This window comes from Ructibacterium sp. SJQ-7 (assembly GCF_054696575.1).
In genome coordinates this window covers 648855-666834 of record NZ_CP195193.1, presented here as the reverse complement: position 1 = coordinate 666834, position 17980 = coordinate 648855, and the positions used below count along the sequence as shown (strand labels likewise).

8 protein-coding genes are annotated in these 17980 nt (G+C 40.0%); 7 read left to right on the top strand and 1 reads right to left on the bottom strand.

All coding sequences use genetic code 11. From position 1 onward, the window contains the following. Window positions 1–63 precede the first annotated feature (63 nt). On the top strand, window positions 64–2793 hold the full coding sequence (locus ACSAMO_RS02950; protein WP_117968533.1) for an alpha-mannosidase: 2730 nt from the start codon (window positions 64–66) through the stop codon (window positions 2791–2793). 149 nt (window positions 2794–2942) lie between these two features. On the opposite strand, the gene ACSAMO_RS02945 is transcribed toward ACSAMO_RS02950, so the two are convergent. Then, window positions 2943–4220, bottom strand: coding sequence for a transposase (locus ACSAMO_RS02945; RefSeq protein ID WP_499209817.1), 1278 nt, complete (start codon window positions 4218–4220; stop codon window positions 2943–2945). A gap of 180 nt (window positions 4221–4400) precedes the next feature. On the opposite strand from ACSAMO_RS02945, the gene ACSAMO_RS02940 reads away from it, so the two are divergent. Genes ACSAMO_RS02940 through ACSAMO_RS02915 form a run of 6 tightly spaced genes read left to right on the top strand, consistent with a single transcriptional unit; the run spans window position 4401 to window position 17817 of the window. Continuing rightward, window positions 4401–6134, top strand: coding sequence for an S-layer homology domain-containing protein (locus ACSAMO_RS02940; protein WP_499209816.1), 1734 nt, complete (start codon window positions 4401–4403; stop codon window positions 6132–6134). Window positions 6135–6148: 14 nt separating this feature from the next. Further along, a complete protein-coding gene (locus ACSAMO_RS02935; RefSeq protein WP_117967670.1) occupies window positions 6149–8776 on the top strand; it encodes an S-layer homology domain-containing protein in 2628 nt (875 codons plus the stop codon). 17 nt (window positions 8777–8793) lie between these two features. Further along, a complete protein-coding gene (locus ACSAMO_RS02930) occupies window positions 8794–11508 on the top strand; it encodes a hypothetical protein (RefSeq protein ID WP_499209815.1) in 2715 nt (904 codons plus the stop codon). A 13-nt stretch (window positions 11509–11521) separates the two neighbouring features. Further along, a complete protein-coding gene (locus tag ACSAMO_RS02925) occupies window positions 11522–15046 on the top strand; it encodes a glycosyl hydrolase family 28-related protein (RefSeq protein WP_499209814.1) in 3525 nt (1174 codons plus the stop codon). Window positions 15047–15056: 10 nt separating this feature from the next. Next, window positions 15057–16688, top strand: a complete 1632-nt coding sequence (locus ACSAMO_RS02920) for a hypothetical protein (protein WP_147364950.1) — start codon at window positions 15057–15059, stop codon at window positions 16686–16688. Between the two features lie 16 nt (window positions 16689–16704). Beyond that, window positions 16705–17817 (top strand): glycoside hydrolase family 88 protein, encoded by a 1113-nt coding sequence (locus tag ACSAMO_RS02915; protein WP_117967654.1) that lies wholly within the window; start codon window positions 16705–16707, stop codon window positions 17815–17817. Window positions 17818–17980: the final 163 nt, after the last annotated feature.

Here is a 17980-nt window from a genome sequence, read left to right as displayed (position 1 = left end):
GGACGGGTTTTCCGTCCCGCTCGTTTTATAAAATAAAACTTATGCGAATATCGGAGGATTGTTATGAAAAAGGAATATTGCGTTATATCACATACGCATTGGGATAGAGAATGGTATTTTACTTTTGAACAATTTAGGTTTCGTCTTGTAAAGCTGATAGATAATCTGTTGGATATAATGGAAAAAGAAGAGAATTTTGTTTTTCATTTAGATGCGCAGACGATAGTGCTTGAAGATTATTTAAAAATAAAACCGCAGAATAAATTTCTTTTGGAGAAATACATAAAAGAAGGCAGAATTATAGTAGGTCCGTGGTATATACAGAACGATTTCTATCTGACAGACGGTGAGGCTACAGTAAGAAATCTGCTCGTCGGAACCAAAATGGCAAATGAATTTGGCGGCTGCGGAACTACAGGATATATTCCTGACCAGTTCGGAAATATCAGCCAGCTTCCGCAAATATATAATCAGTTCGGAATAAAGACTTGTCTTGTTGGAAGAGGCTACAGCTTCTATCACATAAACGATGACGACGAATTAGAGAGGATAATGACTTCTCCGGAATTCTATTGGAGAGGCAAGGATGGTTCTGAGGTGTTTACAGTACGCTTTACAACGTGGTATAACAACGCGCAGAGATTTTCCGAAGACGTATCGAAAAATCTGAAGCTGATTGATCATATAGAAGCTATGTATCAGGGGACGGACAGAATTCCGTATTATCTGCTGATGAATGGTGTTGACCACCTTGAAGCGCAGGAGAATCTGCTTGAGGTACTGCCGCCTACAAATGCGGCTCTTGAAAAAGGTGTAATTAAGCAGTGTACCATGCAGGAGTTTACAGATAAAGCAGAAAATTATATCAAAGAAAATGATATTGACATAGAAGAAGTGATCGGTGAGCTTAGATATGGACATGATAATGACCTTCTAAAAGGAACATTATCTGCACGGGTGTATTTAAAAACTGCAAATGTAAAGGCTCAGAACAAGATAGAGAATGTAGTTGAGCCATTATACGTTATGGCAGAAGCGATGGGCTTTAAGGGTATATATCCCAAAGACTATCTTGAATATTTGTGGAAGTTGCTTATGGAAAATCACCCGCATGACAGCATTTGCGGCTGCAGCATTGATGCAGTTCATTCTAATATGATGGACAGAACGGCAAGATTTAATGAAGCTGCTGATGAATTAACAAATGATATTCTCGGAGTTCTTACAGCGCATATCACACGAGAGGGTGTGAAAGAAAATGAATATATTGTTACAGTATGGAACACCTCGGAGATGAAAATCAGCGGCACTGCAACAGTTGAATTTAATTTCCCTGTGGAAGAAGACTTTGAAAATTTTGCTGTTATTGATGAGCAGGGCAGAGAAGCAGTGTTTGATGTGATAAGAAAAGACGCATACTGTATGAAAACAACAAGCCCGATAAATCTTCCGGGTCAGATTGATTGCGACAGTTATCTTGTCAAGCTGGCTGTCGATGAGATTGAGCCAATGAGTTATCGTACATATGTTGTCAAAAAGATAGATGGCAAATGTAAAGTAGTGGATGAGCAAGAAGTAGCAGCGAAGGAAATTAAGCTCGAAAATGATTTGTTTATGGTAGAAGTAAATGAAATGGGCGAGATTTCTGTAACTGATAAAAAGCAGAACAACACCTATGTAAATTGTATTAGAATTGAGGATATGGGTGAAAAAGGTAATTCATATATACATTATGATGTTGAAAATGATGTGCCTATTGTAACAGACGGTATAAAACCGAAAATCTCAGTGCTAAAGGATACGGACATTGAAAAGAGCTGTGTTCTGAGGTATACGCTCAATCTACCAACGCATTTAGATATCGAGACACTCACAAGAAGTGAAGAAATGGTAGAAAACATTGTTGAAATTAAGCTGTCACTCATAAAGGGTAAGCCGTGGATTGACATTGAATGCGCGGTGGATAATAAAGCAAAGGACCATAGACTTCGTATACTGTTTGATACAGGTATGACAACTGATTATACAACCTCGCTTATTCCGTTTGACACGATTGAGCGGGATAGACGCGAGGTACTTAAGAAAGTTTCAAATGGCACGCAGCCCAATAGCGGACTTATACATATAGAAGAAAATGGCAGCGGAATTGGAATTATGAATGAGGGGCTGTATGAATATGAGCATCTCTTAAACGATAGAGGTACTATTGCTGTAACGCTTATAAGAAGTGTAGGAATGATTTCAAATTTACCTGACAGACATCAGAGAAATACAATGAAGAATATTGATAGTCAATGTATAGGAAAATACACTCTGCATCTTGGTCTTACTTTTGCAAAAGGCGAGGCGGATATGCAGGTTAGCGAGTTGGTACGAAGAACCAAGATTTTCCAAAACGGACTTATCGGATATTTCCAGCCTTATTCGGAAAAGAAATTCACAGGCGGCAGACCTCAGGTTCAGGACACAGATATTGCAGAATTATTCTTCAGAGAGGATAGATATAAAGACATTAGTCTGAATAAGAGCGGAAAACTGCTTAATATAAGCGGTGATGCTATAACAGTATCGGCTCTGAAACAATCTGAGGATGGCGAGCTTATGGTCTTGAGGGCATATAACACTTCTGATAATGCAGCAGACTTCAAAGTAGAACTTAGTACAGAAACGGAAAAAGTTTACAGGCTTGCAATGAGTGAGGAAATATTGAAAGAGGAAGCCGTTGATGATAAAATAGTAAGCATAAGGGTTAAGCCCAGAGAAATTGTCACATTAGGTTTTAAATTAAAGTAAAATTCTAGAGAGGTGCAAAACACAAGAAATAAAAAGTAAATAAATCATAAATAAAGCTAAGCGAAGCAACAAAAGCGAATAATAGTTAAAAAAGTGCATAGCAAACAAACCTAACGGCAAGGAACAAAAATATTTGGTTTTAAACATTGTCAGGTAAGTCGTTTTAAAGTTTTTACGCTGCGATAAGAAACGTCTTTCTTAGTAATAACGGCGGCAATTGCAATCGATAAAAGTGATATATGAGCAATTTTATTAAGATTTTTTACAGAATTGCCATTACGAACAAAAACTCTTTCACAGCCTGCTTGCTTAAATCGTGAATTGTATCTTTCGGCTTCGGTTCTGAGAGCATAAACGGATTTAAAGGCTATTGAGCTTCTGTCAATAGAAAGCCTGTAATCATCGGGAAGAGTTATGTATTTAGTACAACCACGATTTTTCTTGCCATTATTCCAACATTTGTGATTACAAGGGCAGTTGCCATTTTTAGAGCGTTTCAACGGACAGCAGTATTTCTGACGTGTTCGACCGCTATCTGAAAACTTGCCGTCTTTATGCATTGCGAGTCCTGCTTCGCAAATGATATTCCCTGACGGTAACTTTTTAGGACTTTTGGTATTTCGTTTGTTTAAGGCAATAAAGCAATCGCCATTGTATGTGTCATGCACAGTGTTGTAAATAGCCTTAACATCATAGGCTTTATCAGCTAAAAATGAGCATTCAGACATAGGAAGATAAGAATTTGCTCTTTTGAGTATTTCGAGTGTTACAGAACTGTCGGAAACATTGGCACCGGTTGTTAATTCACAAACGGGTAAGCCCGATATGCAGTCGACAAGAATATGATTTTTGTAACCCCAATAGAATTCATAATTCTTTTCGTTGTGCTGATTTGAAGCAGTTTGAACACCAAGCCTGCAATCTTTATCAGACTTTGGATGAGAGGCTTTGGAGAACTTATTCTTTTTAAAGGACTTGGGATTGTTGTTTGAAACATTAGCCTTAACAGGAGTAGCATCCAAAGCGATAAAAGATGAATCAATCAAAGATAAATCGGCAGCTTTCAAGACCTGTGATTGCATAACAGTTTGAAGTATATCGTTATCAAATTCACGGATAAAGCGTGTGAATTTTGCATAAGAAGGTAATTCACGAGAAATGTCGAAGCCACAGTAATGGGCAATAATTAAGTTGTTTGACAGATAATCGTGTAAGTCCGAAATTTGAGAGAAACCTTCGCATTTCATAACGATAAAGGCACGAATCATAGAATGATTGCTATAACTTGCACGACCGAATTTTGAGTTTTGAGCCGGAATACAGCTTAAATCTAAATTAATGAATAGTTCATCGTAAAATTTAGCTTTTGGTTGTGAAGTGAAAAGACTGATGTCTTTTAAAATTTCTTGACGATAGATAAAAACCACTCTCCTTTGTGGGATTTTGATTTCAACTATATTATACCAAATCAGAGTGGTTTTTTCTATACATTAAATATTAAATTTATAGTGACAAAACAGATTTGCCACATCCGTAAAATTGCATAAACTCTATGTTTTTGGAGTTTTGCACGTGGCTAGTAAAATTCAGAAATGGAGGGGAAAAAATTGAAGAAATTCACGGTAGCATTGTTAACTGCCGCTGTTATAACCGGTAGTACAATTGCTTATGCTGCTGACGGAATAATTACTTCAATAGATACGGACCCTGATACACAGTATATTACTGTATCGGGCAAAATAAATTCCGAAAGCAACAGAGAGCGAGTTACTTTGAGAGTAACAAAAGCGGGAGATGTACCGCAGGAAGATACAATATTATGTACATATCAGGTTAACACTGATGAAACAGGAGAATACAGTTTTGGATTTTCTATGCCTGATGGCGCAGAGGCGGCAGAGTATGACGCATATGTGAAGGCGGATGTAACGGAAGAACTAAAACAAAGCTTTCGATATTTCGGAGATATTTCCTCTGTGTTAAGCTCTAAGATAAATGGAGCTTCAAATGCATCACAGCTGCGTTCGTTTTTAGAATCTGACAATAATGCAGGTATGGAGATGTTTGGTATTGATACCGAGGTATACGAAACATTAAGTGATACCGGAAAAATGTTTGTTGTATCTGCTGTATTTGAAACAAAGCGGGATTTAAGCGGATTTGTAAACGGTAAACAGCTTCGGGATACTTTTAATCAGGCGCTGATTATTGCACAGATACGTGAAAATAAGGAAACGATAAATGATAACAATATAGAAATGATTACAGTTAATTATTCAAAATCTGTAAACGGAAGTTATGATTCGTTTAAAACAATGTATGAAAGCGCAAAAAAAGCCGGCTCGTATGTAATGACAAAAGCAATGTCAGCTGTTCAGACATCAAGCGTAAAAGACGTGGAGTCTTTCTGGAACGCATATAACAACAGTGTGACAAATACAGTTATTTTTGGAACTGAGTACTGGACTGAGGTGCGCGACTTTATAACTGAAAATAGAGATCTTATCGGAGAAAAAGCCAATATAAGCTGGACTCAGTATAATAGCAATGTGCAGACTGTCTGCAAACAGCTTGTAAGAGGAAATTATGCTACACTGGATACCTTTGCGGCAGCGGTAAAAGCAGCGATTAGCGAGTCTGAAAATCCATCAAACAATAATAACAACTCCATCGGCGGCGGTGGAGTAGGTGGAGGAAACAACGGAATAAAATCAACCTCGGTATCGCTTCCGAAACCTGACAATTCAAATACAGGTATATTTGGAAGTAACGATGTCTCATCTCCGGTTACTTCTGACCCATATAAATTTGACGATATGCGCAGAACGCCGTGGGCAAATGATGCGGTCAATTATCTTGTAGAGAGAAAAGTTATAAGCGGCTACGGCGACGGCACCTTCAGACCAGAAAATAATATAACTCGTGCTGAGTTTGTGACACTTGCAATAAAGGCATTTTACGGTGATTCTGAGATGATGGATTGTGATTTTGATGATGTAGACAAGAACGCATGGTTTTATCCGTATGTAGCGGCGGCGAACAACCTCGGGCTGGTGCAGGGAATAGGGGACAATCAATTTGCTCCTAATGCCAACATTGTTCGCCAAGATATGGCAGTGATTATTAAGAATATACTTGATAAAACGGGACGTACTTCGGGTGCTGCAGGTGCAGAACCATTTGGTGATGAAAACGATATAAGAAGCTATGCGCTTGACGCGGTTAATACGTTAAAGGCGGAGAAAATAGTAAACGGTGATCAAAATAATAATTTCAACCCATTAGCAAATACAACACGTGCTGAGGCAGCGGTTATTATTTATAATGTATTAAGTAAGTAAGGAGGAAATCAGGCATGAAAAAGAAACGAATAATATCTATAATATTGTCGTTAATTACAATGTTCAGTGCTTTTTCTGCTTACGCAATTTCAGACAGCGAGGCACTTGACAGAGGTATATCTTATGGATGGGCAGAATATGACCATGACGAGAGTATAACGAGAGCGGAGTTTGCAGAAATGATGCTTAGGTTTGCGGTTATCCCTGCAACAGGCGGCAGTACAAGTTCGTTTGAAGATATACCAAATGGTGATGAAAGTTTATCATATATAAATACAGCGGTTGATCAGAAAATAATCCTTCCGTATCTCAACAACCGATTTGATCCTGAGGGTGTAGTTACAAAGCAGCAGGTAGCAAGAGCGGTACTTACAGTATTGGGTTACGGCGGATGGGCAGAATCTGCCGGTGGATATCCGAATGGCTATATTAAAACAGCGGCAGGAACTGCGATGTTTGATGGTATTAAAAAAGGCGAAACAGATGTTATGACATATTCCGATGTAATTAGAGTATTGGCGAATTCATCTACAATTCCTCTGTGTGAACCGGTTTATCAAAATGGATACATAGACTATGATGTTAATGAAGACAAGACTATCCTTTCTGAAAATCATGAAGCATCAAGCATTAAGGGCACAATAATTGCAAATGATATTACATCAATTACAGGTCTTTATGCGACGAAGGGTTGTATTATTGTGAATACAAATATCGGACATGTTCAGCTTAACAGCGGCGGAAAGGATGTAACAAAATACATAGGTTATAATGCGACAGTGTACTATAAAACAGAAAATGATCAGGATATTTTGGCATATATTGTACCGAATTCAAAAACAAAGGAAATAACCTTTAATAATTCTGATGTTGATAAGTATTCAAATGGTACATATCAGTATTATGAGGATGGGAAGAGAAAGACAGCTCGTATCGCAAATGATGCTGAGGTTATATATAACGGAAAAAGAGTGACTGATTTATCCGCGTTTAAGGATGCGTCATATATGTATTTTCCGAGGAATGAAAAGGAGATTCCGGACGATGGAACAATAAAGCTTGTTTCAACAGACGGGTCGAGTAATTATAATCTTGTATTTGTAAATGTGATGGATTGCTTTGTTGTTGATCATTATGGCGGTACAAACAAGTCTATATATTTTAAGGACAATAAGGCTGCCGTTAATGTTGAAGACGAGGATGACTACGATATATATGATTTAGACGGGAAAGAAATGCTGCCTACCGAGCTTAAAGAGTGGGATGTGCTGGAAGCTTATAAAGCTGCCGATAATTCCTATACAAAATATGTTGTTGTGCGAAATGTCGTAGAAGGTACTGTAACTTCAATAAAAAAATCAAATAATGATTATGACGAAATTGTAATCAATGGAAATAGCTATTATTATGATAATGAGGATGATGGTAAAATAGCAGTTGGCATTGGCGGTGTGTTTTTGCTTTCATCGAATAATAGGATTATAATGATGACAGATGAAAGTGTAGCTCATGATGTTACTTTCGGATATTTAGTATCTTCATGGCATGAGGACTACGAGGATATGGGAGAAGCACGAATTCTCACAATGGACGGTAATCTGGTGATATATAAATTCGCAAATAAGGTGAAACTTGACGGCGTAACATATAAAAAACAGGATGATATGCCGCTTGAAAATCGTCAACTTATAACTTATAAACTCGCAAACAATGAACTTAAGACTATTGATACGGTTTATTCGAATAAAACGGCTTCTCCGAGCGATTTAAGAGTGCTTTATTCCAATATGCCAAATGGTTCAGCATCTGAGTCTGAAAAGAGCGACGGACTTCTTTATAAAAAGAATTTGAACTGCTTCGGCGGTAGAATTCTTGTTAATGCCGATACGAAATTCGTCACTGTCCCGGATAAAAACAGTAGATTTGAAAAATATTCTGTAAATAGCATTTCAAGCTTAAAGAATGATAAGAATTATAAAAATCTCACAGCTTATGCATTAGGTAAAAACAGTATAACAGCTGATATTATTGTTCAGGAATTAGCCGGTGGAATAGATGGTGATATTGAGGGTGAAACAAATATTGCAGTAGTTTCAGATGTGATGTATGGTCTTAATCCCAAAGAAGACGAAGCAGATGCTATGGAGGTTTATATAAACGGCACGACTCAGAATATTTTTGGTGAAGGACGCAATACACTTGGAAAAACAGAAGGTGATAGTTTCTATCCTGTTAGTGTAGGTGATATTGTACGCTACAATATTGATTCGGACGGAATAGTAACAACACTTGATCCAATTTACATTCAAAGCTATGGAGAACTTGCGATGCCAGATGATTTTGAAAAAAATATATATGGCACTGACAGAAGATTTTTGTGCTGGGCATATGACAGGGCAGGAGACTTCCTTGGTGTAGCAGTAAACCCTAATCATGAAATTGTGTCTCCGGAAAGAGGCGGTGTTGTTTACTTTTCTGCGAGTCAGGCAAATGTATACATATACGACCGAAGCAGGAAAAAAGTTTACACTGGAACTTTAGATGATGTTGAGACTTACAGTACTGTAAGTGATGAATGCAGCAATATATATGTTTCGGCATTTAAGGGTGAAATTAAGGATATAGTGGTATTTCTTGACTGATAGAAAGGAGTATGTAAATGAAAAAGATAAAATATCTAATCGGACTAATAACTGCTGTATTAGCATTTACATCATACAGCGTTATGGCAGCCGATGCTGTTGTTAAAGAAGCATATTTCAAACAGAATAATGAAGTTGTACATACCCTTTCAAACGGTGGTTTGGAATGCGTTATCAATGCTTCTGGTATCAACAATGATGCGGTGATGATAAATGCAATATATGAAAAAAATACTAATAAGTTGGTTAGTGTCCGATATACAAATTCAAACAGCGGTGAATTTAAGAATACATTAGACATAACCAATGCGCAAAATACATATGTGACAATGTGCATTTGGGATAGTTTAAATAGTGCGAATGCTAAAACACAGGTTTATTCAATCGCGTCATCAGATACAGCTCCCGAAAATCCGTGGAATGTAAAGCTCAACAACAAGGGCGCAATATCCTTTAAATGGGAAGAATGCGAAGATAATATAAAAACTGAGGGTTACAGGATATACAAAAACGGCGAAAAAATCGGTGATACAAAAACAGCAGACTTTAATGACGAAAGTGTGAAATGGTATAAATCCGGAAAAGCAGAGTATCGTCTTACTGCATATGATGAATACGGCAATGAGTCGGACGGAAAACTTCTGACCGATGTTTCCATTGATAATTCTGATATAGCAGCAGTTTTGTTTTCACAACCTAATATAACAGAAAAAATGTCATTGTATATTGCTACTGGAAAGGAAACAGATGAGGGCTGGTATGGTTATAATACGGCTTACATACAGGATGGTGTTCCTTGCAGACGTATTCCAGCTGACGGAAGAGCAGTGTTTAAGTATTCAGGCGATTTTAAAAACCGTATAGGCGATGGAGTAAGAGACGCTGTTATACGCGTGACCTATTTTGACAACGGTACAGACGGATTTAAGGTGTCATATGTGGGAAAAGGCGCGCGTTATACCACATTTAACATTGTTAAAACAAATACACAGCAATGGATTACAAAAGAACAAAAAGTGTCCGATTTTACTGCGGCATTTATTGACCCGAGAGAGGGTGCTAAAACTCAGGACGAGGGTGTTGATTTCACAATATGGTCAAAGGCTGATTCAGATAAAGGTGATGTTGTCGATGTAGAGACATATATTTCCGAGGTTCAGGTAGTGCTTGAGGGCGATGCTCCGGAGCCTACACCAACATTGGAACCGGGTCAGACTCCTTCTCCGACAGCTGAACCAACACCGACACCAACTCCGGCTCCGACAATAAATCCTGCCGATATAAAGAAGGCATCTATCAACTTCCTCGCAGGACAGACAGCTGATAGCTGTTCAGAAAGCGAAAATGATCTTATTCATATATTCTGGGCAGGAAAGAATAATGATGAACAGATTAACAATTCTGGTGATAAAGCTTACAATTACGGAGTAACGCAAAATGACGAGGAATGTCGCGCGATTGACGATGATAAGCGTTTAGTGCTTATATACAGCAATCCGCTTAACGAAGCAATTGGAAATGAGCCGAGAAACGCTAAGATTCGCGTGAGATATCTGGATCAGGGAACAGATAAAATCAGAATTTCCTATATCAGTAAAACGAAAAGATATTCTGACCTTAACATACAGAAAACAGATAGCGGAGACTGGAAATGGGAGGAATTTGTCGTAACCGATTTAGTGAATGAAAGTGATGACCAGGGTTCAAAGGGCGGCTATCAGGATGGCAGAGTGGACTCTAAGGTTTCGCCGATATATCCTGACGGACCGAACCTTACTATATGGGCAAAGGGCTCAGGTGATGCCGTTGGTTCAACAGAATATATTTCTCAATTTGAGCTTATTCTTGAAGATGAAACTCCGGTTGAGACACCACAGCCTACCGAACAGCCGAAACCTTCCGATATTTCACTGGAACAGGATATGGATAAGTCAACGCTTGAGAATATAGCTTTTAAATGGGATGCAGTTGAGAATGCCGCAGGATATAATGTATACCGCGGTGAGGAAAAACTTACAAATGAGCCTATAACCAATACGGAATATGACGACAGCAGTGAAGAACTTGTATGGTATGAGGATTATACATATAAAGTGGAGGCGGTTGATATTGAAGGCACAGCTCTTGGAACAGGCACAGAGAAATTTACGGTCAATAAAGATAATTTCGCCGGAATAAGACTGCTTGACGGTACAACCTATGACACAACATATACAGGTGAAAAGATGACCGTATACTGGGGAGGCACAAATCAGCATGTTGCAAATACAGCATGGTTTGGCTATAGTGAAGCGGCAGAGATTGGCGGAATTAAATGCAGAAAAATTTTGGCTGCACATGAAAAAACAGACGGCTCAGGTGGCTGGATTAACGGTCAGAGAATTTCACTGAGATTTGATGATACGCTTCAGAATTTGATAGGCGCAGAACCGAGAAATGCAAAAATTCGTATTTGTTATTATGATAACGGTACGGACGGAATAAGAGTTTGCTATATATCCAATACGGACAGAAACAAGACAGTTAATATCCAAAAGGAAGATACCAATACATGGAAATGGTATGAACTTGATGTAACCGATTTGATAAATGCGAGTCCAGCAGACACGAGCGCTAATAATGGACTTCAGGATGAGAAGACAAATTTTGCGGTATGGGGCAAGACAAAAGAGGAATCCAACGAAAGAGATACGGATACGTATATTGCGGAAATTCAGTTAATTTTAGAATAGGAGGCAGCGGAACATGATGAAGAAAATTAAACAAGCAGCGGCGGCGGTTATATCCGCTGCCATGCTTCTATCAATTATTCCGGCGGCGAATGCTGCCGAGGAGGAAAAGCCTTCATATCCCGCTCCGAATTTTAAACTGTACCAGACGGATTACTATACAGATGAATATGTAATAGCCGGCTATACGGTTCAGGATTTCGGCGCTAAGGGTGACGGAGTAACTGATGATACCAAGGCGTTTCAGGATGCAATAGACGCGGCCGCTGCGGCAGGCGGCTGCACCATTTGGGTACCTGAGGGCAGATATGCTATTAAGGGAAATCTTGTTATGAAGCAGGGAGTTTCGATTAATGGAGAGATTGATACGCCTGGCAGAGATAAGGCTGTAAAAGGAACTATTTTGCAGGCATATGCCGGAAGAGGAAGTATAGAAGGAGATCCTTTTATCATGATGCAGCCGGTTACGGGTATTCATGACCTTGCAATATGGTATCCGGAGCAGGAGGCTGATAATATTCAGCCATATCCTCCTGCTATTCAGATGGGTGATCCGTCTGTTTGGGGTAACGACTATGTTACGGTTGACAATATTGAATTTGTCAACGCATATCTTGGCTATAAAAACAACCCTAATATGGGCGGTTGTCCCATTGTTCGTAATATATACGGCACACCGCTGAAAAGCGGAATTCGCATAGATTCTCTTGCCGATGTCGGCAGAATAGAGAACTGCGATTTTTCACCGCTGTATTGGGAAAACTCGGGACTTCCGGGAGCTCCCAGCGATAAAGATTCGCACAGAAGCTACATATATGAAAACGGTATAGCATATGAGATGAGCCGTAATGACTGGTCATACGGACGCTGGCTTACGGCGGACCGTTACGGTGTTGGCTTTTATGCGCTAAATTCCTTCTGCGAAGGAGCATGGAATGGCGAAAGCCGAATATCAAATATGTACCCTAACGGTGAAAATTACGGTATGAAGTTTAGCAATTGCCATATAGGTGTTGCGATTGAGGATACCTCAAATTCAGGTATGGTTATCACGCATACGGAGATTGATAACTGTGAAAACGGTTTTGTGGCAAGAAATACAATGGCAAGTAAAATATCGCTTATAGGCTGGACTATAAACGCAACGGATAACGCCATATTAAACGAGGGTACAGGTCAGGTTATGATGCAGGAGATGGATATAGAGAGCGGTAAGGTTTCTCTTTCAGCAGGCTATGCAAGCATGCTTAATTGTAAGTTTAACAATGCAGCTCCTCAGATAACGCTTGGCAAGTACAGCAATGCTTCAATACTTGGAAGCACATTTAAGGAAACTAAAACAATAGAAAACAATTCAGTTCTAACAGTTACAGTTGATGATACTCCTGTTGAAATGGAACCCACTCCTGAATTTCCTCAGGTAAATGTTCTGGAGGTTAAGCCGCCGAGAGCTGTTATGTATAATGCTAAAGATTTCGGCGTAAAAATAGACGGTGTAACCGATGATGCTCCGGCAATCCAGAAAGCCCTTGACAAAGCGGCGGCTGACGGCGGTGGTATCGTATTTTTACCGCCCGGATTCTATGGCATTAAGTCTGAATTAACAGTGCCGTCGAATGTCGAGTTCAGAGGCGCGCTTGATACAGGTACTATGCCGAGAAAGAACGGCTCCACGCTCGAAATATATCACGGCAAGGGTCAGGAAGGCGGAGCGACAATTCATCTTCAGGAGAAATCAACTATACGCGGTATCTGTGTAGATTATCCGGAACAGGATTATAATGACCCTATTAAATTCCCTTACACTGTGCAGGGTATGGGTGCAGATGTTTCAATTATTAATATGGCAATCAGAAACGCATATGATTTTGCTGATTTGTTCACATACAGATGCGACAGAGCATATATGGAATATCTCTGCGGTTCATGCTGGCATATTGGCGTGCGTGTAGGCGCCGGCAGCGAGGATTGCCTCATATCTAATACTCAGATGAATTATAACACAGTTACTACAGGATATGAGAGCAAGCATGGATCGTGGGAAGGCAGTGGAACTCCGGTCAAGAATAACAACGACCCGGTGATTAAGGAAAAATATGACGCTGCTGTTTCGGCGATTGATGGATATATGAAGGATAATTATCAGCCCTTCATTCTTGGTGACACAAAGAATATACTGTTTTACAACGATTTTATATTCCCGGCAGGCGTGGGATTGAGGCTTATGAGCGAAAATGGCACGGGTCCTTCAGGACTATCGCTTGGATATGGCTCAGACAATTCCAGAACTGCATTGTTGGTTGAGGATATAGGAGAGGGAGGCTTTTCGTTTATAAATACTCAGCTTGTTGGTATTAACAGCCATGATAAGATTTCGGGCGGATTTGAAACGGCACCGTCATTCAAAGGAAAGGTTACTCTGCACGGTATCGCAATATGGGGAAGTCTTGGTCACTTCGTTGAGTGCAACGGCGGAACGATAGAGCTTCAATCCGGAAATTTCGCATCCTCGCTCGACAGGTGCTTTATTCTTAACAACGGTCAGCTTATAGTGAGAAATGCAAAGATAAACACAATCAAGGAACGTCTAATGGACGGAAATACGGGAAACGCATCGTTTGTTGGCGTGAACTATCTTCACAATGCTTCTATGCAGGAAATTGTTCCGGGTTCGTATAAGGAATGGACAGGAAACCATGATTTGCAGGGAGTAGAATTTAGAAGGGTTAAAAATCCGGCTGTTACCGTTCCGCTTGCTGATTTATCTATTTCGGTGAGAGCGGGAGGAACGAAGCTTAATATGGAAAATCAGGTGCCTTTTATAGAGGGCAGCACGCTTTATGTTCCAATGGAGAAAATTCTTGAGCAGTTTGGATACTCATATGAAATTGACAATGGCTCAAAAACACTTTCTGTCTCGAGAAGTGATAAGTCAATTATGGTAACTGCGGACAGCATATATGCCATTGCGGACGGCAGAAAAGTAACGCTGTCTTTGCCTGCCAAGCTGATGAACGGGAGTATGATGGTTCCGTCGTCATTTATTACGGATGCCATAGGCTCACAGATTTCATGGAGTCCAAAGAATAGAGAATTGACGGTTAATATACCAAATCTCCCCGACGTAGATAAGAATTCAACAAGTCCGATTGTTAAGCTGAATACATATTCAATTTCAGCAACTGCACAGGAAACTGCGAATGTTGCCTCATATGCTGCAGACGGCAAAATGGATACAAGATGGTCGTCAATCGGTGCAAACAACATTATGATTGATTTGGGTTCAAAGCATCCGATAACCTCAATAAAGCTTGCATTCTTCTCCGGTAATCCGAGAGTATATCCGTTTACTATAGAGGTTAGTGAGGACGGCAAGACATGGACACAGGTGCTTGACACAAAGAACAGCGGAACAACAGATCAATTAGAAGAATATGTCTTGGAAACACCCGCATACGGAAGGTATGTATGCGCTAAGTTTAACGGCAATAATGTAAACCAATACAGCAGTATTTGGGAATTTGAGCTTTATGGAAGATAAGGAGGACGGCATGAAGAAATTTAAAAGAATTATTTCAGTGATTATTGCCGCTGCTCTCTTAGGTGCAAATGTTGCTGCGGCAGAGGTGACGAAGATTAATGACAAGGCAGAAGTGCTGTATCGTCTTGGGCTGATAAAGGGCGTAAGCGACACGGGCTTTGACCCGGGATTAGGGATGATTTGTACGCGCGAGCAGGCGATTGTTGCAGTTCTGCGTGTGACGGGAAATTTGGATAATGTATTTAAAGAAAATTATAACTGCTCTTTTGCTGATGTTTCAGAATGGGCAAAGCCGTATGTTGCATACGGTGAAAGTATAGGATTGTGTTATGGAATTGAGGATGGTTATTTCGGCGCAGCTGAGAATGTAACCTTAAGACAATTATGCGCAATGTATTTGAGAATGCTTGGATATAAAGGAAACGCATCGTCTGATATTTATGAACATGCGCTTGAGACGGCAAAGCCGTTGGGAATGTGTTCTGCTGACACTGATATGAACGGAAGTCGTTCAGACCTTATAGATATATCATATAATTCGCTGTATGTAAGCGTTTACGGCGGTACAACCGCGCTTGTGAGATATTTAGCGGACAATGGAATTATGTCGGTATCTGATATAGCCGGATGCGGTGACGATGGACTTATAAGCGCGTATTATTCAAGTGAACCGGCAGCCGGTGTTGTTTCCGATGAGCTTCGCGGCGATTTGGAGCATGCCATAAGTTATAACTTCGCTGAAGGCAGCGGAACAGGTATGTCAATAGCGACAGACAGTGAGAAAACGGAATATGAAGGAGTAACGTGCGAAAAAATAACCGTAGGAAAGAATTTGTCATTTAAGCTTGACGACGGATATATTACTTCTGATGATAAGTACTTTACATTGGTTGTAAAATATTTTGATAGCGGCGTTGACAGAATACGTATTGCATATAATGTCGCAAACATGCCGTATTGCAGCGGATATATTGCCAAGACAAATACAAATGTCTGGAAGGAAGCAAGGTTAGTTATAAAGAATGCGCAATTTTCTCATTCACAGAGCGATGGCGCTGATATAAGCATATTTGCGGAAAACGAGAGCGGCGCAGGTGTAGACGAGTATATATCAGAGGTTATGCTTGTCAAGCAGTCGCCTGATGAACAATATGTAAATCCGCTTGAGGTTGAACCTATTGTTACGACGGCTGTCATAAGCTTTGACGGAATGGGACAGAACGTATGCCTGACGCAGTCCACAACAGGAACAGCCACAGCCTATTATTACACAAAGCAAACTGAACAGGGTGGCGAGGGCTGTATTTCAATAGGTGTCGGAAAGAGATGTATATTGAATTTAGATGATGATTTTATGGATCCGGACGATCATAATTGTCAGATAAATATAACATATTTCGACCATGGAACAGATAGAATTCGTTATGCATACTCAACAGAGGAAAACCGCTATAAGGATGTATATATTCAGAAGACCGGCACAGATACATGGATTACGCATACTCTTAATGTAACTGACGCTTCGTTTATGAACCGTCAGGACGGAGGTATTGATTTCAGTATTTGGGGACTTTCCGCCGAGAATTCAAAAACAGGCGATGAAAATGAATATATAAGCAGAGTTGAAATTATTAAGCAGTGAGAGGATAAATAAAACTATGAATATTGAAAAAATCAAAAAAGCGCTTGAATACTGCATAGACAGGGAAAGAGAAAATATTGATATTTTCGGTTCTCTTTATCCGTGTCCTCAGAGCCGCGACTACTTGTACGACGGTCAGACAAATTATGAATGGACTAACAGCTTTTATACGGGTATGCTTTGGCTTGCGTATGAAATGACAAAAGAGGAATGCTTTATGAAAAAAGCGCAGGAGCAATCCGCCGATTTCAGAGACAGACTTGATAACAGGCTTGATACTCTTAATACTCACGATATAGGCTTCCTTTACAGTCTTTCATGTGTTGCCGACTACAAGATAACAGGCAGTGAGAAGGCAAAGAAAACTGCACTTGAAGCCGCAGAGTTGCTTGCAAAACGCTTCAGCGATAAGGGAGGCTTTATACAAGCATGGGGTAATCTTAACGACCCGGCAAGCCATAAGCTTATTATCGACTGCATGCTTAATATTCCGCTTTTGTTCTGGGCGGCTGAGACTACAGGTGAGGAAAAATACAGAAATATGGCGGTGTCACATCTGAAAGCAACTGTTTCAAATGCGATACGCGACGACTTTACAACCCACCACACCTTTTACTTCGACAAGGAAACGGGCAGACCGTTGAGGGGTGAAACACATCAGGGCTACAGCGATGATTCCTGTTGGGCAAGAGGACAGTCGTGGGGAATATACGGCACGGCGTTAGGCTACTCATATACGAAAGATGAAAGTATAATTCCGATATTCAACGGACTTGTGGATTGTTTCCTAAGCAAATTGCCGGAGGATAAAGTTCCCTACTGGGATATGATTTTTACAAACGGCGATGAGCCGCGAGATACTTCTGCGGCATCAATAACATTATGCGGCATACTCGAAATGAATAAGCATGTGCCAAATGAACGATATATGCAGGCGGCTGAGGAGATACTCAATTCACTTATTGACAAATATATGACTGATAAAATAACCTCTACGGGGCTTTTGACTGACGGTATGTATGCCCGAATGAGAGGTGACAGACCTGAGTGTAACATATGGGGCGACTATTACTTTATGGAAGCACTTGTCAGAATAGTCTCAGGCGGCGAATGGAAAAAGTATTGGTAAAATTAAATATTTAAGCAGTATATTCATTATAACGATGAACATGCTATTTAAGCGATATTCATATCGTATATATTACAGGAGGACGTAGCTAAGCGGCGCTGTTATCGGCGCTGCACGGCTGCGTCTTTTAACATTAAATAAATTTTATGCGGAGTAATGTCTG

Excerpts from the sequence above, each read along its gene's own strand:
- ACSAMO_RS02950 (WP_117968533.1), top strand. The coding sequence starts at position 64 with ATGAAAAAGGAATATTGCGTTATATCACATACGCATTGGGATAGAGAA.
- ACSAMO_RS02935 (WP_117967670.1), top strand. The coding sequence starts at position 6,149 with ATGAAAAAGAAACGAATAATATCTATAATATTGTCGTTAATTACAATG.
- ACSAMO_RS02930 (WP_499209815.1), top strand. The coding sequence starts at position 8,794 with ATGAAAAAGATAAAATATCTAATCGGACTAATAACTGCTGTATTAGCA.
- ACSAMO_RS02925 (WP_499209814.1), top strand. The coding sequence starts at position 11,522 with ATGATGAAGAAAATTAAACAAGCAGCGGCGGCGGTTATATCCGCTGCC.
- ACSAMO_RS02920 (WP_147364950.1), top strand. The coding sequence starts at position 15,057 with ATGAAGAAATTTAAAAGAATTATTTCAGTGATTATTGCCGCTGCTCTC.
- ACSAMO_RS02915 (WP_117967654.1), top strand. The coding sequence starts at position 16,705 with ATGAATATTGAAAAAATCAAAAAAGCGCTTGAATACTGCATAGACAGG.